This window comes from Methylorubrum populi, assembly GCF_002355515.1.
Lineage (GTDB): Bacteria > Pseudomonadota > Alphaproteobacteria > Rhizobiales > Beijerinckiaceae > Methylobacterium > Methylobacterium populi_A.
On sequence record NZ_AP014809.1, the window covers coordinates 2,937,719 to 2,956,888 of the forward strand.

A 19,170-nucleotide genomic window follows, 5' to 3' on the forward strand; every position below is an offset into this window, starting at 1 on the left:
AACCAAATGAGCGAGAAGGTCATCGACGTTCAGGACGCCTGGAAGGAACGGGCGCTGATCGACGAAGCCAAGTACAACGAAATGTATGCGGCCTCCGTCTCCGATCCCGAAGCGTTCTGGGCCGATCACGGCAAGCGGATCGACTGGTCGACGCCGTTCAGCAAGGTCAAGAACACCAGCTTCGCACCGGGCAACGTCTCGATCAAATGGTTTGAGGACGGCAAGACCAATGTCGCTCTCAACTGCATTGATCGCCACCTCGAAACGCGAGGCGATCAGACCGCGATCATCTGGGAAGGAGATGATCCCAACGAGTCGAAGCACATCACCTACCGCCAGTTGCACGCGGAAGTGTGCCGGATGGCCAACGTCCTGCGCAACCGCGGCGTCGGCAAGGGTGATCGCGTCACGCTCTACCTGCCGATGATCCCCGAGGCCGCGTACGCCATGCTGGCCTGCGCGCGGCTCGGCGCCATCCACGCCATCGTCTTCGGCGGCTTCTCCCCGGACTCGCTCGCCAGCCGGATCAAGGGCTGCGGCTCGAAGCTCGTCATCACCGCCGACGAGGGCCTGCGCGGCGGGCGCAAGGTGCCGCTCAAGGCCAATGTCGACGAGGCGATCAAGCGCCTCGACCAGGATCTCGTCGACCACGTCATCGTGGTGAAGCGCACCGGCGGCAATGTGGCGATGGAGCCGGGCCGCGACGTCTACTACCACGAGGCCGCCGAGCAGGTGACGGATGAGTGCCCGGCCGAGGCGGTCGAGGCCGAGCACCCGCTCTTCATTCTCTACACCTCAGGCTCGACCGGCCAGCCGAAGGGCGTGGTGCACACCACCGGCGGCTATCTCGTCTACGCCTCGATGACCCACCAGTACGTCTTCGATTACCACGACGGCGATATCTACTGGTGCACGGCGGATGTCGGCTGGGTCACCGGTCACAGCTACATCGTCTACGGCCCGCTCGCCAACGGCGCGACCACGCTGATGTTCGAGGGCATTCCGACCTACCCGTCGAACTCCCGCTTCTGGGAGGTTGTCGACAAGCACAAGGTCAACATCTTCTACACCGCGCCGACCGCGATCCGCTCGCTCATGGGCGGCGGCGAGGGGCCGGTGAAGAAGACCTCGCGCGCCTCGCTGCGAGTGCTGGGTTCGGTCGGCGAGCCGATCAACCCGGAGGCCTGGGACTGGTACTACCGCGTCGTCGGCGATTCCCGCTGCTCGATCGTCGATACGTGGTGGCAGACCGAGACCGGCGGCATTCTCATCACGCCGCTGCCCGGCGCGACCAAGCTCAAGCCCGGTTCGGCGACCCGGCCCTTCTTCGGTGTGCAGCCGGTGATGGTCGATGCCGAAGGCAAGGAACTCGAGGGCAAGTGCGAGGGCAACCTCTGCATCAAGGACAGCTGGCCGGGCCAGATGCGCACCGTCTACGGCGACCACGAGCGCTTCGAGCAGACTTACTTCTCGACCTACAAGAATCTCTACTTCACCGGCGACGGCGCCCGCCGCGACGAGGACGGCTACTACTGGATCACCGGGCGCGTCGACGACGTCATCAACGTCTCCGGTCACCGCATGGGCACGGCCGAGGTCGAGTCCTCGCTCGTCGCACATCCGAAGGTCTCCGAGGCCGCGGTCGTCGGCTATCCGCACAACGTGAAGGGCCAGGGCATCTACGCCTACGTCACCCTCAACGAGGGCGAGGAGGGCACGGACGAGCTGCGCAAGGAGCTCGTCACCTGGGTCCGCAAGGATATCGGTCCGATCGCGTCGCCCGACCTGATCCAGTTTGCCCCCGGCCTGCCCAAGACCCGCTCGGGCAAGATCATGCGCCGCATCCTGCGCAAGATCGCCGAGGACGATTTCGGCTCGCTCGGCGACACCTCGACGCTGGCGGAGCCGGCGGTGGTCGATGATCTGATCGAGAACCGGCAGAACCGCTCCGCTTGAACGTGTTCCACCGCTCCGGCCGTCTCGCGCGGCCCGAGCGGTTCCACGCACGAGACGCGTATCGTAAAGCGGCGGGGGGAACGCGACAGACGCGCCGGTCGCGTTCCCGCGGGGGCGAATGCCAGCGCCCTGATTGTCATCATCACAGAATAAGCAGCCGATCCCAGCCCGTCGCCGGGCTGAGCCGAGATCGTGCGGGAGGAGATTCATGAGCACCATACAGACGACGGGGCCATCCGCGACGTCGGACACCCGCTCGCTTCACGGGGCGGGCGCCCTCGACATGCCCGAGCCCGATCACCGGCTCGACCGCATCGCCGAGCACCCGATCTTCAAGACGCTGGTTCACGAGCGCACGCGCTTCGGGTGGATTCTCACCGGCCTGATGCTGGTCGTCTATTTCGGCTTCATCGGCCTCATCGCCTTCGACAAGGCGCTGCTCGCCACCAAGGTCGGGGGCACGGCCTCGCTCGGCTTCTACATGGGCATGTTCGTCATCGTCTTCGCCTTCGTGCTGACGGGCATCTACGTCGCCCGCGCCAACACCCGCTACGACCGGCTCTCGGCCGACCTCATCCGGAGCCTCGCCAAGTGATGCGCCTCGTTCCCCTCCTCGGCGCCGGCCTTCTCGCCGCGACCCCGGCGCTTGCCGCCGGGCCGGATCTCGGCGCCGTCCAGCAGCAGGCCACGAACTGGCCCGCGATCTTCATGTTCCTGTTCTTCGTGCTGTTCACCCTCGGTATCACCTACCGGGCGGCGAAGGGCTCGAAGTCGGCCTCCGACTTCTACGCGGCAGGCGGCGGCATCTCGGCGCGCACCAACTCGCTGGCGATTGCCGGCGACTACATGTCGGCGGCCTCCTTCCTCGGCATCTCGGGGCTGGTCTATTCCTCGGGCTTCGACGGGCTGATCTACTCGACGGGCTTCCTCGTCGGCTGGCCGATCGTGCTGTTCCTGATCGCCGAGCGGCTGCGCAATCTCGGCAAGTTCACCTTCGCCGACGTGGCGAGCTTCCGACTCGACCAGACCGCGATCCGCATCATCTCGGCCACCGGCACCCTCGTCGTGGTGGCGTTCTACCTGATCGCGCAGATGGTCGGCGCCGGAAAGCTGATCCAGCTCCTGTTCGGCCTGCCCTACCTCTACGCGGTGGTGATCGTCGGCGCGCTGATGATCATCTACGTGGCCTTCGGCGGCATGAAGGCGACGACCTGGGTGCAGGTCATCAAGGCCTGCCTGCTTCTGGGCGGCGCGACCTTCATGGCCGGCGCCGTGCTCTACAAGTACGGCTTCAGCCCGGAGAAGCTGTTCGCCAGCGCCGTGCAGACGCACCCGAACGGCGAGGCCATCATGGCGCCGGGCGGACTCGTTTCCAATCCGATCGACTCGCTCTCGCTCGGCGTCGGCCTGATGTTCGGCACCGCCGGTCTGCCGCACATCCTGATGCGCTTCTTCACGGTGTCGGACGCCCAGGCTGCGCGGAAGTCGGTGTTCTACGCCACCGGCCTGATCGGCTACTTCTACATCCTCACCTTCATCATCGGCTTCGGCGGCATCGCCCTGCTGATGTCCGACCCGAGCTACTTCAAGCTCGGCGCGGACGGCACGACCTACAACAAGATCAAGGACATGATCGGCGGCACCAACATGGTCGCCGTGAACCTCGCCAACGCGGTGGGCGGGCCGTACTTCCTCGGCTTCATCTCGGCGGTGGCCTTCGCGACAATCCTCGCGGTGGTGGCGGGCCTGACGCTCGCCGGCGCCTCGGCGATCAGCCACGACCTCTACGCGCAGGTTTTCGCCCGCGGGCGGACCACGGAGCGGGCGGAGGTGAACCTCTCCAAGGCTTCCGCCGTCGGCATCGGCATCGTGGCGATCTATCTCGGCTACGTATTCGAGAACCAGAACGTCGCCTTCATGGTCGGCCTCGCTTTCTCCGTGGCGGCGAGCTGCAACTTCCCCGTTCTGGCCATGTCGATCCTTTGGCGCGGCACCACGACCTGGGGTGCGCTCATCGGCGGCCTCGTCGGGCTCGTGGCGGCGGTGGTCATGGTGGTGCTGTCGGATGCGGTGTGGGTGAAGACCTTCGGTCATCCGGCGGCCCTGTTCCCCTACGCGAACCCGGCTCTGTTCTCGATGCCGCTGGCCTTCCTGACGATCTGGGCCGTCTCGAAGATGGACCGGACCCGTCGGGCCGCCCGCGAGCGTGCCGCCTTCGACGCTCAATTCGTGCGCTCGGAGACCGGCATCGGAGCCTCGGGCGCGCACGCGCACTGAGCCTCGAATACGAGCCGATCCTGGAGGGCGCAGCCGACGAGGCTGCGCCCTTTTTCCCGTCCGCCAGAACCTGGCTCGTTACAGGAGCCCAAATCCTGTCAACGACACGCCTTTTGCTGCGATTTACCTATTGGGCCGTTTCGAGGCATGCGGTAACACAAGCGTGTACATGCGCCGAGCGCATGGAACGGGTCGAAGCCGGAGAACCGGACGCCCGCTCACGTGTGACCTGGAGGAACGACAGAGATGGCTGGGGCAACCGCAGTAGCGCGGCCCGGGGAGGCAGTCAGGCCGATGACTGCCGGCGAGAAGAAGGTCATCATGGCCTCCTCGCTCGGGACCGTTTTCGAGTGGTACGATTTCTATCTTTACGGTTCGCTCGCGGCGATCATCGGCGCGCAGTTCTTCTCCGCCTATCCGGAGGCGACGCGCAACATCTTCGCCCTGCTCGCCTTCGCCGCCGGCTTCCTCGTGCGCCCGTTCGGCGCCCTGGTGTTCGGCCGGCTCGGTGACATGGTCGGGCGCAAGTACACCTTCCTCGTCACCATCCTGATCATGGGCATCTCGACCTTCATGGTCGGCCTGCTGCCCTCCTACTCGACACTCGCGGCCTACAATGTCGGCTGGATCGCGCCGGTGACGCTGCTGGCTTTGCGCATGCTCCAGGGCCTCGCCCTCGGCGGCGAGTACGGCGGTGCGGCCGTCTACGTGGCCGAGCACGCCCCGCCCGGACGCCGCGGCTTCTACACCGCCTTCATCCAGACGACGGCGACGCTCGGCCTGCTGCTTTCGCTGATCATCATCCTGTCGACGCAGGGCTACGTGAACAGCGCCTACCCGGCCACCACGGTGACCAACGCGGACGGCACCACGACCACGCTGACCGCCTTCCAGGTCTGGGGCTGGCGCATTCCGTTCCTCGTCTCGGTGGTGCTGCTCGCCATCTCGGTCTGGATCCGACTGCAGATGCAGGAGAGCCCGGCCTTCAAGAAGATGAAGGAGGAGGGGACCCATTCCAAGGCGCCGCTCTCCGAAGCCTTCGGCCAGTGGAAGAACGCCAAGTGGGCGCTGCTCGCCCTCCTCGGCCTCACCGCCGGTCAGGCGGTGGTCTGGTACACCGGCCAGTTCTACGCGCTGTTCTTCCTGCAGAGCATCCTGAAGGTCGATCAGTTCACGGCCAACATCATGATCGCGTGGTCGCTGATCCTCGCCACCGGCGGCTTCCTGTTCTTTGGCAGCCTCTCGGACCGGATCGGCCGCAAGCCGATCATCCTCGGCGGATGCCTGATCGCGGCGCTCACCTACTTCCCGCTGTTCAACATGCTGACCGCCCAGGCCAACCCGGCCCTGCACGCGGCTCAGGCGAACGTGCCGGTGGTGGTGAAGACGAACAAGGACGAGTGCTCGTTCCAGTTCAATCCGGTCGGTACCGCCAAGTTCACCAAGGAGTGCGACGTCGCCAAGGCGCTGCTCGCCCGCTCCGCCGTGAACTACTCCACCGAGAACCAGCCGGCCGGCACGCCGACCGTGGTCAGCATCAACGGCAAGGACTTCCCGGTCGCCGATCCGAACTTCGCCAAGGCGGTGCCGGCGGCGCTGACGGAAGCCGGCTACCCGTCCGCGTCGGCCAACCCGACGGTGATCAAGGCCTCGAACCCGATCGACATCTTCACGGGCCAGAAGCTCGCGGTCGTCGGCATCCTGACGATCCTCGTCCTCTACGTGACGATGGTCTACGGCCCGATCGCCGCCGCGCTGGTGGAGCTGTTCCCGACCCGGATCCGCTACACCTCGATGTCGCTGCCCTACCACATCGGCAACGGCTGGTTCGGCGGTCTTCTGCCCGCCACCGCCTTCGCCATGGTGGCCCAGACCGGCGATATCTATTTCGGCCTCTGGTACCCGATCGTGATCGCGCTCTTCACCTTCGTGATCGGCCTGATCTTCATTCCCGAGACCAAGGACCGGGACATCCTGGCCTGATCGGACCCCGATCCGGCTCGCCAGATGAAGAAGGGCCCCGCCGCGAGGCGGGGCCCTTTCTTTTTCGGCAAACATCGACGTTCCAGGGCATTTTCCGGTCGGCCCCGGCGGCCCGCCGCCACTGGCCGTGATCACCGCCTCATGTCGGCCGGCCGGTACCTTCGGGGGACGGATCAGGGCCCAGCTTGAGCGCCGGACCGTCCAGCCCCGGCGATCTTCGCTTCGATCAAGCGGAGACCGGATCAGTGCCGGAAGTGGCGCACGCCCGTGAACACCATGGCGAGACCCGCCTCGTCGGCGGCGCGGATCACCTCGTCGTCGCGCATCGAGCCACCGGGCTGGATCACGGCGGTGGCGCCGGCCTCGGCCGCGGCGAGAAGGCCGTCGGCGAAGGGGAAGAAGGCGTCCGAGGCCACCGCCGAGCCCTTGGCGAGAGTCTCCGGCAGCCCGAGGCGTTCCGCCGCCTCCGCGGCCTTCCGCGCGGCGGTGATCGAGGAATCGACGCGCGACATCTGCCCGGCGCCGATGCCGACCGTGGCGCCGCCCTTGGCGTAGACGATGGCGTTCGACTTCACGTGCTTGGCCACGCGATAGGCGAAACGCATGTCGGCGAGTTCGCTCTCGCTCGGCGCGCGCCGGGTGACGACCTTCAGCTCCATGTCGTCCACGCTCAGGGCATCCCGGCCCTGGACGAGAAATCCGCCGGCCACGGTGCGGATGGTCTCACCCCTCGCTCGCGGATCGGCGAGGCCGCCGGCGAGCAGGAGCCGCAGGTTCTTCTTGGCGCCGACGATGGCCCTGGCCTCCTCCGAGGCGTCGGGCGCGATGATGACTTCGGTGAAGATCTCCACGATCTTTCGCGCGGCCTCTGCGTCCAGAGGGCGATTGAGAGCGACGATGCCGCCGAAGGCCGAGGTCGGGTCGCAGGCCAGCGCCCGCTCGTAAGCCTCCAGCAGGCTGGCGCCCTCCGCGACGCCGCAGGGATTGGCGTGCTTGATGATCGCCACCGCCGCCGTACGGGCGGGATCGAACTCGGCGACGCATTCGTAGGCCGCGTCGGTGTCGTTGAGGTTGTTGTAGGACAACTCCTTGCCCTGGACCTGCCGGGCGGTGGCGATGCCGGGGCGCAGGGTGCCGGGCAGGCGGTAGAAGGCCGCCGACTGGTGCGGGTTCTCGCCGTAGCGCAGGCCCTGTGCGAGCGTGCCGCCCAGAGCCTTGAAGGTCGGAGCCTCGTCGCTGCTCTCGACCTCGGCGAGCCAGTTGGCGATGGCCGCGTCGTAGGAGGCGGTGCGCGAAAACGCCTTCTGCGCCAGCCGGCGACGGGTCGCGGCGCCGAGCTGACCATCCTGAGCGGCGAGTTCGGCGAGGATGGTCTCGTAGTCCGAGACATCGACCACCACGGCGACGTCGGCGTGGTTCTTGGCCGCCGCACGGATCATGGCAGGGCCGCCGACGTCGATGTTCTCGACGCAGTCGTCGTAGGCCTTGCCGGCCTTCAGCGTCTCCTCGAACGGGTAGAGGTTCACGACGAGCAGGTCGATGGCGCCGATCCCGTGGGCCGCGAGCGCCGCCTGATGCTCGGGATTGTCGCGCACCGCGAGCAAGCCGCCATGGACCGCCGGATGGAGCGTCTTCACCCGACCATCCATCATCTCGGGAAAGCGCGTCAGCTCCGAGACTTCCCGGACCGCGAGCCCCGCCTCGGTCAAAGCCCGGTGGGTGCCGCCGGTCGAGACCAGTTCGACACCGCGCCGGCTCAACGCCGCGGCGAAGTCCGTGAGCCCGGTCTTGTCGGAGACGGAGAGAAGGGCGCGGGTGACCCGGATCTGGTCGCGCGGCATGGGTATGGCCTGTGTCGTCAAACGAGGAATTCGCGCGCGCGGTAGCACGGAACCGACAGGGGCGGCCAGTTGAACCCGAGGGCGTCCGATGACGGAGGCGGCTGTTTCAAACGCAGTATCCGGCCAAGCGGTCAGATCTGCTCGATCCGCCAGCGCACCAGAGCATCCCCGTCCACCGACAGGTGCAGCACGATCTGCGCGGTCCGCCGCGCGCCGACGACGCCCGCGAAGTAGACGCTCTCCTCGATTGCCGGGGTCGCGCCCTCGGCGGTGAATCGCCAGCGCTCGCCGGTCGGCAGACCGAGAATGAGGCTGCCGTCCTCCTGTGGCTGGGCGGCGACGGCGGTATGGAGATGAAAACGCACCGCGACCGGCTGGGGACGCGAGCGGGCGCGCTTGCCCTCGCGAAGGAAGGCATCCTCGCCTTCGAGCCGCACCGGGCCGCTGGAGAGCCGCCAGCGGCGCTCGTGCAGGATACCGAATTCGGCGACGTAGCCGTCGTGGCGAGCGGCGAGGACGGCTGCCCCGTTCTCGGTACGCCGCTCGACCGCGACGGGGCCGGGGCCGCGTAGCACGACGGGGCCGCGGCGCGCGAGCAGCCAGCGCGCGGCGAGCCGGCCGATCCACCAGTCTTCCGGCTGGTCGAGGAAGCGGCAGGAGGAGGTGTCGGCGACCGTCGCGGTCGAGTGTGCGGCGGTACTGCGCGCGGCCCGGCGCAACTCGCCGCCGCTCGCTGGGGTGCCGCAATTGACGACGATGCGCTGCGCCCCGCTCGTCAGCTCGAAGGAGAGGCATCCGGCGCCGGCCTCGCGTGATTGGTCCATCGGCGGCGGCGCGCCGACGTCGCAGACCATGACGATGCGGCCCGTTTCCATCCGGGCGTAGCCGGAATGGGAGGCGTACATCAGTGGCTCGGTACCGGACCCGTCATAGACCAGCAGGGTGGCGAGATGGTCGGCCGCCGTTACGCCCATGCCGTTGAAATGGCTGAGCGAAGCGTCACCGTGGCGGAGCAGGCGCAGGGCGGGCAGCATCCGGTCGACCGCGCGCAGGAGCGCTTCGGGGGGATCGACGCTACGGCTGAGGAAGCTCTGGCGAAGCGGCAGCAGGTCGAGCAGCAGCTCCATCGCGAAGCGCGGATCGCGGGAGCGGTGGCCGCCATCGGGCAGGATCTGCGTGTCGAGCTCGCGTACGAGGATCCGGGTCGCCCGGCGCAGGATCGGCTCGATGCCCTCGCAGCACAGCCCGGCATAGGTCAGGGCCACGGCGGCGAGCAGGCGCGATTGCGGCGGCGCCGAGCGGCGAAGCGAGCGTTCCAGTTCCCGCGCGCCTTTGCCCACCGCCTTGAGGAAGGCCTGGTAGAAGGCGTGGTCGGCGCCCTCCAGCACCAGCGGCGACTGGCACAGGAACGAGATCAGCCGCCGCGAGGCCACCGGCACCGGGCTGGCGCGGGCGGCCTCGCCCCGTCCGTTCATGAAATCGGAGACGAAGGCGCGGGCGTTGGCGCGGGCGAGCGCCGTGTCGGCGGCGCGCAGGTGGCGCAGCCAGCCGAAGCCGTAGAGCGCATCCGCCCATTCGGGGGAGGGGGGATCGTAGTCGAAGGGAGAGCGCCCGCTCACGATTAGCGAGCGGCCGGCGAAGACGAACAGGCCGGAATAGATGTCGTCGGCGAGCGAGGCGTCGCTGGTGCGCAGGTCGTGCGGCGCGATCACGAGACCGGTCACCCGGGCGCGGGTGAGGATCTCGGGCCGCGCCGTGAGCCGCGCCGCCCGCTCGCGGACCGCGCGGACGATCTCGTGACCGAGCAGGCGGTAGAGCTGCCAGCGTTCGGGGCCCCTGCCCAAGCCGTATCCTCCGAGCCTTCCAGACGGGCCGCACGATTTGCCGCTCGGACCCACGCGCGATCGGGCGCCCGGCAGCCGGCTTCGGGCCAAGCTTATGCGCGTCCTCTTAACCGCCCTTTAACGCTGTGTCGTCCTCTCGCGGGCCGGCATCCCCGAAATGCACGGGCCGGAAGAGAGGCGGTTCGATCGCTCAGGTGGGACCGGTTTCGACGGGGCGCGCGGGGTCGGCACCCCATTCCGACCACGAGCCGTCGTAGAGCGCCCGCGGCTCCTTGCCCAACGTTTCGAGGGCCAGCGCCACGATGGCGGCGGTGACGCCGGAGCCGCAGGTGGTGATGACGGGACGGTCGAGATCCACCCCGGCCTCGGCGATCGCCGCGCGCAGCGAAGCCTCGTCCCGCAACCGGCCATTCGCCTGGAGAGCGGCGTAGTGCAGGTTCCGTGCGCCCGGCATGTGGCCGGGACGCACGCCGGGGCGCGGCTCCGCTTCCTCGCCGCGGAAACGCGGCCCGGACCGGGCATCGACCACCTGAGCCGAGCCGTTGGCGAGTGCCCGAGCGATATCGCTCGCATTCGCGACGGCGCCGTTGTCCAGCCGTGCGGTGAAGTGGCGACGGTCGCGCGGGCGACCCGAGCCGTCCTCTGTCGGATAGCCCGCCGCGATCCAGGCGGGCATCCCGCCCTCCAGAAGTTTCACGTCGCGCATGCCGAAGGTCTGGAGCATCCATCGCACCCGCGGCGCCGAGAACAGGCCCATCCCGTCGTAGACGACGACCTGCGCCCCGTCGCCGACGCCGAGCGCGCGCATCTTCGAGGAGAACACCTCGGGCCGCGGCAGCATGTGGGGAAGGGGCGAGTCCGTGTCGCTCATCGCGTCGAGATCGAAGCGGATCGCGCCGGGGATATGAGCGGCCCGGTACTCGGCCTCGGCGTCGCGTCCCTGCGCCGGCAGGTACCAGGAAGCGTCCAGGACGACGATGTCCGGCGCGCTGAGGCGCTGGTGCAGCCAGTCCACCGTGACGAAGGGCGATGCGGTCATGGATGTCCTCGCCTGTGCGCGTAACCGCGGGGAAGACACCACATCCGGCATTGGCGGGAATTCGGCAAGGCCGGGAAGCGGAAACCGCCGCGTCACCGGGTCCCGCCTCAGCGCCTTTCGCGGGCCTGCGGACGGCCCGATCTTCAGGTAAGCCGCGTGCCAGGGCCCACACGGACAGGCGAGGACACGAAACGACGTGCGAGAGACCTATCACATCGAAGTGCTCGGCCCCGAGGAGGCCGACGCGCCGGGGGGCGTCCAGCAACGGATCTCTGTGCGGACATCGAGCCGGGAGGGGGCCGAGGAGCGGGCGCGGCGCCTGTTCGCCCGTGCCCGCGTACCGCAGCGTTCCGGCACCGCCGCGGAAGCGGTGCGGGTGATCGACGGTGCCGGTGTGGAAGTGTTCCGGATGAGCCGGTTCGACGAGGGCTGAGGGCGTTTCGCACGAACGCCCCGGCGCGGAGCGCGCGCCGAGGCTTGGTCCGTCGGCAGCGACCGGGCGGATTATCGCCGGATCGCCCCGTTTCGCGCCGTGACGGGTTCGTCAGGCGAAGGTGCCGTCCCCGAAGGTCGAACGCCCTTCGACCGCGCCGTATTCGAGGTAGTGCTGCAACGGGTTGATGCCGGCCGCCGCCACGTCACCGTAGGCCGCCAGATACTGTTTCGTGCTGAACTGAGCGGAAGGATCGCGGCCCTCCTTCCAGCCGTAGACCAGGTAGTGCTCGAGCGGATCGATGCCGGCCGCCGCCACGTCGGTATAGGCGGCGAGGTAACCCTTCGTGTCGAAGAAGGCATTCGGGTCGCGGCCCTCCCGCCAGCCGTAATTGCGAAAATGCTGGTCGGCGTCGTTGCCGTTGTTGAAGACGTCCTTGTACTGGCTCAGGTAGAACAGGTCGTCGACGAGGGCAAAGGCGTCGCCCTGCACGATGGAGCGGTCGGCGAATGCGAACACTTCGGTGTTCTTGACCGTGTCCGTGGAGTACTGGGCGCCGATCACGGACAGGGTGCCGGCCGACGTGACATTGGCGGCGGCGAAGCTGAAGGCGAAGACGGCCGTGTCGGTGCCGAGCGCGCCGTCGAGGGTGTTGGTGCCCGAACCGCCCGACATCCGGTCGTCGCCGTAATCGCCGAAGACAACGTCGTTGCCTGCGTCGCCGAACAGGGCATCGTTGCCGAGGTCGCCGTCCACGAGGTCGTCGCCGTCGCCGCCCCTGACGGTATCGTTGTCGTCGCCGCCGGCGACGAAGTCGTTGCCCTCGTCGCCGAAGACGAGATCGACGCCCGCCTCGCCGACCAGGAAGTCGTTTCCGAGGCCACCGTAGAGAGCGTCGTCACCAGGATTGCCGGCCGCGTAGTCGTCGCCATCCTGGCCGTAGATCGTGTCGTTGCCGGCCTCGCCGATGATCTGATCGAAGCCGGCCCCGCCGAAGATCGTGTCGATGCCGGGCCCGCCGGCGATGTAATCGAGGTCGCTGCCACCGGTAATGGTGTCGTTTCCGTCCTGGCCATCGATCCGGTTGAAGCCGCCCGGATCGGTGATGACGTCGTTCCCGAGAAGGCCGAGAATGATGTCATCCTCCGGTGTGCCGGTCAGAATATTGTCTCCGTTCGTTCCAGAAATCGTCGCCATCGCACATCTCCTGCCCGAGCGGATTTCGAGCCGCCGTTCTGGCATCCAACGCAGGATTGATGATGTTCCTTCTCGTTGTAGATTTTTTATATGAGGAATATATCTCTATGAATATTTCTTGTCCTATGTGAGCGCTTGGGTGATATTGTTGATTTTTGACGTAGATCATTTGTTTTAATCTATAAGAGTCATTTACGATCGTAGCGAAACATGCTCGCTGCGTAGCCTATGGTCGCAACTGACTGTCGATTCGAGATTGTGACCGTCCGGTAGGCCGGCGAGCTTCAGCAAGCTCCGTCGATGGTGCGTGAACGGAGCGTGCCGCTTTGGTCGAATGCGAGAGGGCGTGCGGCTCTCGCATTGACTTCGCAGGTGCAACGTCGCATATCGCAGCTGCAGCGTCAGCGGCCACACGGGGTCGCTTGAGGGGGCTGCGTGACGGTTCGCGCCTTTCCCGGGTCGCGCCCCGGCCCCTCTCTTCAACGTGCATGCACCCTAGGCCGCCCCATCACGCGGGCAGCCTCCCGGACCGACGGACCTCACTAATTCTCCGAGCGCGTGGCGCCGGATCGCGGGTTCCGCTGCCTTGAAAGTACCGACTTGACCCAATTCACTGATTTCGGCCTCGCTCAGCCCGTGCTCCGCGCGCTGGAAGAGGCCGGCTACGTCACGCCGACCCCAATCCAGGCGCAGGCGGTTCCGCCGGCGATGGAGGGCCGCGACCTCTGCGGCATCGCCCAGACCGGCACCGGCAAGACCGCCGCCTTCGCTCTGCCGATCCTGCATCGCCTGTCGCTCGAGAACCGCCGCGCCCCGCGCCGCGGCTGCCGCGTGCTGGTGCTCTCGCCGACCCGCGAACTCGCGAGCCAGATCGCCGAGAGCTTCTCCGACTACGGCCGGCATCTGCCCTACACCAACACCGTCGTCTTCGGCGGCGTGAACATCAACCGCCAGGAGCGGGCGATCGCGCCGGGCGTCGATATCCTCGTCGCCACGCCGGGCCGGCTCATCGATCTCGTCGACCGCCGGGCGCTGACGCTGGACGGCGTCGAGATCCTCGTCCTCGACGAGGCCGACCAGATGCTCGACCTCGGCTTCATCCACGCGCTCAAGCGGATCGTGAAGATGCTGCCGGCGCGCCGCCAGAGCCTGTTCTTCTCGGCCACCATGCCGAAGAACATCGCCGGCCTCGCCGACCAGTACCTGACCAATCCGGTGCAGGTGGCGGTGACCCCGGTGGCGACCACCGCCGAGCGCGTCGAGCAGCAGGTCATCTTCTGCCATACCGGCGCCAAGCAGGCCCTGCTCAACCACATTCTGCGTGATCCGAAGATCGAGCGCGTGCTCGTCTTCACCCGCACCAAGCACGGCGCGGACCGGGTCGTGCGCGGCCTCGACAAGGCCGGCATCGTCGGCGCGGCGATCCACGGCAACAAGAGCCAACCGCAACGCGAGCGGGCGCTCGCCGCCTTCCGCGACGGCTCCTGCCGCGTGCTGGTGGCCACCGACATCGCCGCGCGCGGCATCGACGTCGAGGGTGTCACCCACGTCGTGAACTACGACCTGCCGAACGTGCCGGAGAGCTACGTCCACCGCATCGGCCGTACGGCCCGCGCCGGGGCGGAAGGTCAGGCGATCTCGTTCTGCAACGACGAGGAGCGCGCCTATCTCCGCGATATCGAGCGGACCACGCGCCAGAAGGTGCCGGTCGCCGGCTTCCCCGAGGGCTTCGTCCCGCCGAGCCGTCAGGAGGCGCAGGACACCGCCGCCGAGGAGGCGCGCCGCCCGCCGCGTCAGCCGCAGGGTCGCCCCGGTCATCGCCAGGGCCGTCCGGGCGGCGGTCGCGGCCAGGGTGGCGAGGGCCGTGGCGAGCCGCGCGGTCACGAGGCGCGCGGCGGCCGTCCCGGCGGTCAGCCGGGCCACCGTCAGGACCAGCGCTCCGGGGCCCCGCGCCCCGATGGTCAGCGGCAGGATCAGCGCCGCCCCGAGCGGGCGGGTGAGGTTCGCCCGCAGGGTGCGCGTCCTCAGGGCGCTCGTCCGAACGACGGCCGCCGCGACGGACGCCCCGCGCGCTCCGGCGGGGGCGAGGGCGGGCGGGCCATCGGCTGGCTCGACCGCGCGCCGCGCTCCTGATCGCGCGAAGGTCTGAGGCGATCCTTTCGGCGCGGGATGCGTTCTATCCCGCGCCGTGCTTGTTCGAAGCGCGGCCCGACAGGAGACAGGCGGGATGCGCTACGAACTTTATCGTGACGCGGGCGGGCAGTGGCGCTGGCGCCTGCGCGTCCAGAACGGCAACGTGATCGCCGATTCCGGCGAGGGCTACATGCGCCGCGAGGATTGCGAGCGCGGCATCGCGCTGGTGAAGAGCAGCGGAGAGGCCTCTATCGTCGACATGACGACGAAGATCGCCTGATACGCTTCGGCCGACCGCGCGGCGCGAATTTCCTGCGCAACCGTTCCCGACCTTCGTGCGTTCACGCTTCCGCGGCGCGCCGGCCTCGGCGCGTCCGATCGCGTTTGCCGCAGAGGGAATGCCCACTTGCTCAAGAAACTTCTCATCGCCGCGCTGATGGTCCTGGGCCTCGCCGCGGTCGCGCCGCAGGGTGCCTCGGCCGCTCCGGTCGGTCCGTCGGCCGCGCTGATGACCGAAACCGCTCCCGCCACCGTCGAGAAAGCGCAGTACTATCGCCGCGGCTGGGGTCCGCGTCCCTATTACGGTCGCCGCTTCTACGGCCCGCGCCCGTTCTACCGTCGTCCGTACTATCGCCGCCCGTACTATGGCCCGCGTCGCTTCTACGGGCCGCGCCGCTTCTACTACTGAGGCGTAGAACCGCGCGGGGGCATCGGCCCCGGTCTTCCGCGTTCGACCATCTGACGAAAAAGCCCGAAGCATCGCTGCTTCGGGCTTTTTCGTTTTTGTGCGTCGGCGGTCCCGCTCCTGTCCGGCGCTTTCCAGAACGCAGTTGTAGCGCCTACTCCGACGCTTGTGATTCGTGCCGAACCCGCGCGTCATACCAGACCTCGTTGAGCGCGACTCACGACGGGTAGCGCCGCTGTCTCGGCCGTGATTCTGTCCTCGGGTTTGGGGCCTGAGGAGGATGCGATGGCCGCTCCCGTACCGCTGCGGTCGGACTTCGATGCCGGATCCTTACGTGCCCTGGCCAAGGGTTCACGCGATCCGGCCCAGACCCGCCGCTTGCTGGCGCTGTCGGTGATCTCGGCGGGCGGCTCGCGCTCGGAGGCGGCCGAGATCGGCGGGGTCGGGCTGCAGACGGTGCGCGACTGGGTCCTGGCCTTCAACGCCGATGGCCCGGACGGGCTGATCGACGGCAAGGCCCCTGGGGCCCGTCCGCGCCTGAACGCCGATCAGCGGGACGTCCTCAAGGCGCTGGTCGAACAGGGGCCGGTTCCCGCCGCTCACGGCGTGGTACGCTGGCGGCTCTGCGATCTGGCCCAGATCCTGTCCGAGGATCACGGCGTGTCGGTTTCCGAGCAGACCCTGAGCCGGGTCTTGCGGGCGATGGGCTACCGCAAGCTCTCGGCCCGTCCGCGCCATCACGCCCAGGACCCGGAGGCCGCGGCCATTTTTAAAAAGACTTCCCCGACCGTCTGGCGGAGATCGCGCAAGCTGTCGGCGGCAAGCCGATAGAGGTCTGGTTCTGCGACGAGGCCCGTGTCGGCCAGAAGAACACGCTGACCCGGCGCTGGGCCAAGCGCGGGACACGCCCCTCAGCCCCAAAGGATCAGCGCACACAGTCGGCCTACATCTTCGGGGCGATCTGCCCGGCCCGGGGCGTCGGCGCGGGTTTGGTCATGCCCCGCTGCACCACCGAGGCGATGGCCCACCACCTCGAAGAGATCTCAGGGACCGTGGCTCCCGGTGCCCACGCCGTGCTCCTCCTCGATCAGGCCGGCTGGCACACGACCAAGAAGCTGCCGGTCCCCGACAACATCACCCTTCTGCCGCTGCCGGCGCGTAGTCCCGAACTCAACCCCGTCGAGAACCTGTGGCAGTTCCTTCGCGACAACTGGCTCGGCAACCGGATCTTCAAATCCTACGCCGATATCCTCGATCACTGCTGCGACGCCTGGAACAAGCTCATCGACCAGCCCTGGCGCATCATGTCCATCGGACTACGCCAATGGACACATGGGTTCTGATCAATGAGGATTGGTATCAGTCGGCCGGTGCATGCTGGCCAATGATCACAGTCGGCTAATGATGCTCGACCTCACAGCGGCATCCTCTAGAACGGGGTCTCATGACGCCCGTGAGCCGCTGCCTGCACAAGGTCGATCATCTCTCTGCTGTTCCGGACAGTTCCGTTGCGGATCGGCTCGACACAGCCCTCAACGAGCTGGAAGGCGCCTATCGCAAGCCGAGCGAGCGCGTGGTCGCGCTGGAAGCTGTCCTGCAGGAGGTTTCCCGGGACAGTCGGAAAAGCGGAACGCCGTTCGGACGGCTCGTCCTGCGATCATTAGAACGCCGGCAAAGTAAAATTGCGCGGTCCTTCTGAATTTCACGTTGTATTACCTTCGTTTGATCTTTGTGTGTTGCGGTTGAGAGACAGATGTGGGACGCTGCATCTCGTATACAGAAAGCAGTTCCCTTCCCGAGACCAGGAACCACCTTGGGGCGCGCTCATCGCAAGGATGACGCGCCCTTCCTTTTTTGGCGGGCGGCGCGCAACTCACTCGGGTGCGGCGTTGAAGGTCGACTCGTTCTTGTCGGCGCCAAACCGAAGCATGGCTTCGATCAAGTGCCGCCACCGTTCTCGGGCACCCGCTTCCCTGCACCGCGCTCGGTAGGCCTCGTCGCGCAATGGGTCGTGTCGAGAGCCCTGTTTCGAAAAGTGCCGGCCGGATGTAGGATCGTGCTCATGTGAGTGGGTCCGCGTGAGACGGTCCCCTCCGGAGGACGCCCCATGATCGATCTCGTGACGCGGCAGCGGCGCGCGATTGCGACCGCCTGCTCTCTGTCCTGGCAGGACATTCCCCTGGAGCTGTTCGTCTGCGCCGCAGCGATCTTCCTCGCCGCCGGACTTGAGCTTCTCGGCCTGATGCCCTGACGGAGCGGTTTCCGGCCTCTGGCGCGGGGGCGGTGGCCGTGCTTGGCTGTCGGCCGAAGCATCGTCGAATCGATGGCAGGGGGGATCGATGACACAGGCGATCGATGTGGGCGGCGATCATCCGATCGGTGACCTGACGGTGCGGACCATCGCCATGCCCGCCGATACCAATGCCAACGGCGACATCTTCGGCGGCTGGGTGCTGTCGCAGATGGATCAGGCCGGCGGTATCGCCGGGGTCGAGCGGGCGCAGGGGCGGGTCGTGACCGTGGCCGTCGATGCGATGACCTTCATCCGGCCCGTGCGGGTCGGCGACGTGCTGTGCGTCTACACCCGGATCGGGCATGTCGGGCGCACCTCGATGAAGATCCATCTCGAGGCCTGGGCCCGACGCTTCCAGACGCAGATCCGCGAGAAAGTCACCGAGGCGACCTTCACCTTCGTTGCCATCGACGAGGTGGGTCGGCCGCGCCCGATCCCGGCCGAGGGCTGAAGGCGCCGCAGATTGGCGCTTCCCTCTGCGACGGTTTAAAACCGCACACGCCTGTCTCAACCTGTCGAGTCCGCATGTCCGCCACGCCCCGCGCCGCGATCATCCCGGTCACTCCGTTCCAGCAGAACTGCACGCTGATCTGGGACGATGCCACGAAGGTCGGTGCCGTGGTCGACCCCGGCGGCGATCTGGAGCGGATCGAGGCGGCGATCCGCTCGCAGGGCGTGAAGGTCGAGAAGATCCTGCTCACCCACGGTCATATCGACCATGCCGGCGGCGCTGCCGAACTCAAGGAGCGCCTCGGCGTCCCCGTTGAGGGCCCGCACGAGGCGGACAAGTTCCTGCTCGACTCCCTGCCGGAAACCGGCGCGAATTACGGCCTCGAGGGCGCTCGCGCGGTCACGCCGGATCGCTGGCTCAACGAGAGCGACACCGTCACCGTAGGGGGGCTGACCTTCGATATCTGGCACGCCCCCGGCCATTCTCCCGGCAGCGTCGTGTTCATGAGCCGCGACGCCCGCTTCGCTCTGGTCGGAGACGTGGTGTTCCAGGGCTCGATCGGCCGCACCGATCTGCCCGGTGGCAATCACGAGCAACTGCTCCGGATGATCAAGGAGAAGGTCCTGCCGCTCGGTGACGACGTCGCCTTCATTCCCGGACACGGGCCGACCGGGACGCTGGGGCAGGAGCGGATGACGAACCCGTTTTTGCAGGGCTGAGCGCGGTTCGGGCGAGCCGTCGACCCACTCGGTAGATTCTGCTCCGTGCCGTCCGGAGAGGCCTGCTCAGGCCTCTCCGGCGAAAGGCCCGATCTCATCGGTGCCTGCGGAACACAGAGTGTCTTGCGTTTCGCGTCCCCGCGGCAAGGGTTGGCGGTAGCCCTTACGCGGCGTTAACGCCGAGGGTCCACAAAGGGGGCAACCGGCGCTTTCCCGACGCGAAAAGCGATGCAAAATCAGGGGAGAACGCCTATATGGGATTGAGACGGAGATAGCAGGCATGCCCGGCCCGTCCGGGCTCGAAAAAGGGCTCCCGAGC

Annotated in this window: 17 protein-coding genes; 13 read left to right on the plus strand and 4 right to left on the minus strand. The window is 67.5% G+C overall.

The window, feature by feature from the left end; all coding sequences use genetic code 11:
- Positions 1-6: 6 nt before the first annotated feature.
- From acs to MPPM_RS13450, 4 genes are all read left to right on the plus strand, one after another.
- Positions 7-1,956: an acetate--CoA ligase gene (acs, locus tag MPPM_RS13435; RefSeq protein WP_096485500.1), complete on the plus strand. Its 1,950-nt coding sequence runs from the start codon at positions 7-9 to the stop codon at positions 1,954-1,956.
- A 208-nt stretch (positions 1,957-2,164) separates the two neighbouring features.
- Positions 2,165-2,551: a DUF485 domain-containing protein gene (locus MPPM_RS13440; protein ID WP_096485501.1), complete on the plus strand. Its 387-nt coding sequence runs from the start codon at positions 2,165-2,167 to the stop codon at positions 2,549-2,551.
- Positions 2,551-4,233, plus strand: a complete 1,683-nt coding sequence (locus tag MPPM_RS13445) for a cation acetate symporter (RefSeq protein ID WP_244573302.1) — start codon at positions 2,551-2,553, stop codon at positions 4,231-4,233. The genes MPPM_RS13440 and MPPM_RS13445 overlap by 1 nt, the downstream gene beginning before the upstream one ends.
- Positions 4,234-4,479: 246 nt before the next feature.
- Entirely contained in the window at positions 4,480-6,216 is a 1,737-nt protein-coding gene (locus MPPM_RS13450; protein WP_096485503.1) for an MFS transporter, read from the plus strand.
- Between the two features lie 242 nt (positions 6,217-6,458).
- Here the strand turns inward: MPPM_RS13450 and purH are convergent, their stop codons facing one another.
- From purH to sseA, 3 genes are all read right to left on the minus strand, one after another.
- The gene (purH, locus tag MPPM_RS13455; protein WP_096485504.1) at positions 6,459-8,057 is read right to left on the minus strand and encodes a bifunctional phosphoribosylaminoimidazolecarboxamide formyltransferase/IMP cyclohydrolase; all 1,599 of its coding nucleotides are present in this window, start codon (positions 8,055-8,057) and stop codon (positions 6,459-6,461) included.
- Between the two features lie 131 nt (positions 8,058-8,188).
- On the minus strand, positions 8,189-9,901 hold the full coding sequence (locus MPPM_RS13460; protein ID WP_096485505.1) for a heparinase II/III family protein: 1,713 nt from the start codon (positions 9,899-9,901) through the stop codon (positions 8,189-8,191).
- Positions 9,902-10,091: 190 nt separating this feature from the next.
- Positions 10,092-10,940: a 3-mercaptopyruvate sulfurtransferase gene (sseA, locus tag MPPM_RS13465; RefSeq protein WP_096485506.1), complete on the minus strand. Its 849-nt coding sequence runs from the start codon at positions 10,938-10,940 to the stop codon at positions 10,092-10,094.
- Positions 10,941-11,136: 196 nt separating this feature from the next.
- Here sseA and MPPM_RS13470 point away from each other — a divergent pair, with 196 nt between their 5' ends.
- Positions 11,137-11,373 (plus strand): hypothetical protein, encoded by a 237-nt coding sequence (locus tag MPPM_RS13470; RefSeq protein ID WP_096485507.1) that lies wholly within the window; start codon positions 11,137-11,139, stop codon positions 11,371-11,373.
- Positions 11,374-11,484: 111 nt separating this feature from the next.
- On the opposite strand, the gene MPPM_RS13475 is transcribed toward MPPM_RS13470, so the two are convergent.
- Positions 11,485-12,570, minus strand: coding sequence for a calcium-binding protein (locus MPPM_RS13475; RefSeq protein WP_096485508.1), 1,086 nt, complete (start codon positions 12,568-12,570; stop codon positions 11,485-11,487).
- 600 nt (positions 12,571-13,170) lie between these two features.
- On the opposite strand from MPPM_RS13475, the gene MPPM_RS13480 reads away from it, so the two are divergent.
- From MPPM_RS13480 to MPPM_RS13510, 8 genes are all read left to right on the plus strand, one after another.
- The gene (locus MPPM_RS13480; protein WP_096485509.1) at positions 13,171-14,703 is read left to right on the plus strand and encodes a DEAD/DEAH box helicase; all 1,533 of its coding nucleotides are present in this window, start codon (positions 13,171-13,173) and stop codon (positions 14,701-14,703) included.
- A 94-nt stretch (positions 14,704-14,797) separates the two neighbouring features.
- Positions 14,798-14,983, plus strand: coding sequence for a YegP family protein (locus MPPM_RS13485; protein WP_096485510.1), 186 nt, complete (start codon positions 14,798-14,800; stop codon positions 14,981-14,983).
- Positions 14,984-15,109: 126 nt separating this feature from the next.
- Complete coding sequence (locus MPPM_RS13490) at positions 15,110-15,391, plus strand: hypothetical protein (protein ID WP_096485511.1); 282 nt, start codon at positions 15,110-15,112, stop codon at positions 15,389-15,391.
- Between the two features lie 282 nt (positions 15,392-15,673).
- Positions 15,674-16,731 (plus strand): IS630 family transposase gene (locus MPPM_RS13495; RefSeq protein ID WP_173807913.1). Its coding sequence is split into 2 segments (ribosomal slippage): positions 15,674-16,166 and positions 16,166-16,731, totalling 1,059 coding nucleotides; the frame shifts between segments, so codons are not numbered across the junction.
- Positions 16,732-16,832: 101 nt separating this feature from the next.
- Entirely contained in the window at positions 16,833-17,087 is a 255-nt protein-coding gene (locus tag MPPM_RS13500; protein ID WP_096485513.1) for a hypothetical protein, read from the plus strand.
- 408 nt (positions 17,088-17,495) lie between these two features.
- Entirely contained in the window at positions 17,496-17,639 is a 144-nt protein-coding gene (locus MPPM_RS28530; RefSeq protein WP_173807914.1) for a hypothetical protein, read from the plus strand.
- Between the two features lie 88 nt (positions 17,640-17,727).
- Complete coding sequence (locus MPPM_RS13505) at positions 17,728-18,132, plus strand: acyl-CoA thioesterase (RefSeq protein WP_096485514.1); 405 nt, start codon at positions 17,728-17,730, stop codon at positions 18,130-18,132.
- A 74-nt stretch (positions 18,133-18,206) separates the two neighbouring features.
- Entirely contained in the window at positions 18,207-18,851 is a 645-nt protein-coding gene (locus MPPM_RS13510) for an MBL fold metallo-hydrolase (RefSeq protein ID WP_096485515.1), read from the plus strand.
- The last annotated feature ends 319 nt before the right edge of the window (positions 18,852-19,170 follow it).

Coding starts and splice junctions, on each gene's coding strand:
- acs (WP_096485500.1), top strand. CDS start 7: ATGAGCGAGAAGGTCATCGACGTTCAGGACGCCTGGAAGGAACGGGCG.
- MPPM_RS13440 (WP_096485501.1), top strand. CDS start 2,165: ATGAGCACCATACAGACGACGGGGCCATCCGCGACGTCGGACACCCGC.
- MPPM_RS13445 (WP_244573302.1), top strand. CDS start 2,551: ATGCGCCTCGTTCCCCTCCTCGGCGCCGGCCTTCTCGCCGCGACCCCG.
- MPPM_RS13450 (WP_096485503.1), top strand. CDS start 4,480: ATGGCTGGGGCAACCGCAGTAGCGCGGCCCGGGGAGGCAGTCAGGCCG.
- purH (WP_096485504.1), bottom strand. CDS start 8,057: ATGCCGCGCGACCAGATCCGGGTCACCCGCGCCCTTCTCTCCGTCTCC.
- sseA (WP_096485506.1), bottom strand. CDS start 10,940: ATGACCGCATCGCCCTTCGTCACGGTGGACTGGCTGCACCAGCGCCTC.
- MPPM_RS13475 (WP_096485508.1), bottom strand. CDS start 12,570: ATGGCGACGATTTCTGGAACGAACGGAGACAATATTCTGACCGGCACA.
- MPPM_RS13485 (WP_096485510.1), top strand. CDS start 14,798: ATGCGCTACGAACTTTATCGTGACGCGGGCGGGCAGTGGCGCTGGCGC.
- MPPM_RS13500 (WP_096485513.1), top strand. CDS start 16,833: ATGACGCCCGTGAGCCGCTGCCTGCACAAGGTCGATCATCTCTCTGCT.
- MPPM_RS28530 (WP_173807914.1), top strand. CDS start 17,496: ATGATCGATCTCGTGACGCGGCAGCGGCGCGCGATTGCGACCGCCTGC.
- MPPM_RS13505 (WP_096485514.1), top strand. CDS start 17,728: ATGACACAGGCGATCGATGTGGGCGGCGATCATCCGATCGGTGACCTG.
- MPPM_RS13510 (WP_096485515.1), top strand. CDS start 18,207: ATGTCCGCCACGCCCCGCGCCGCGATCATCCCGGTCACTCCGTTCCAG.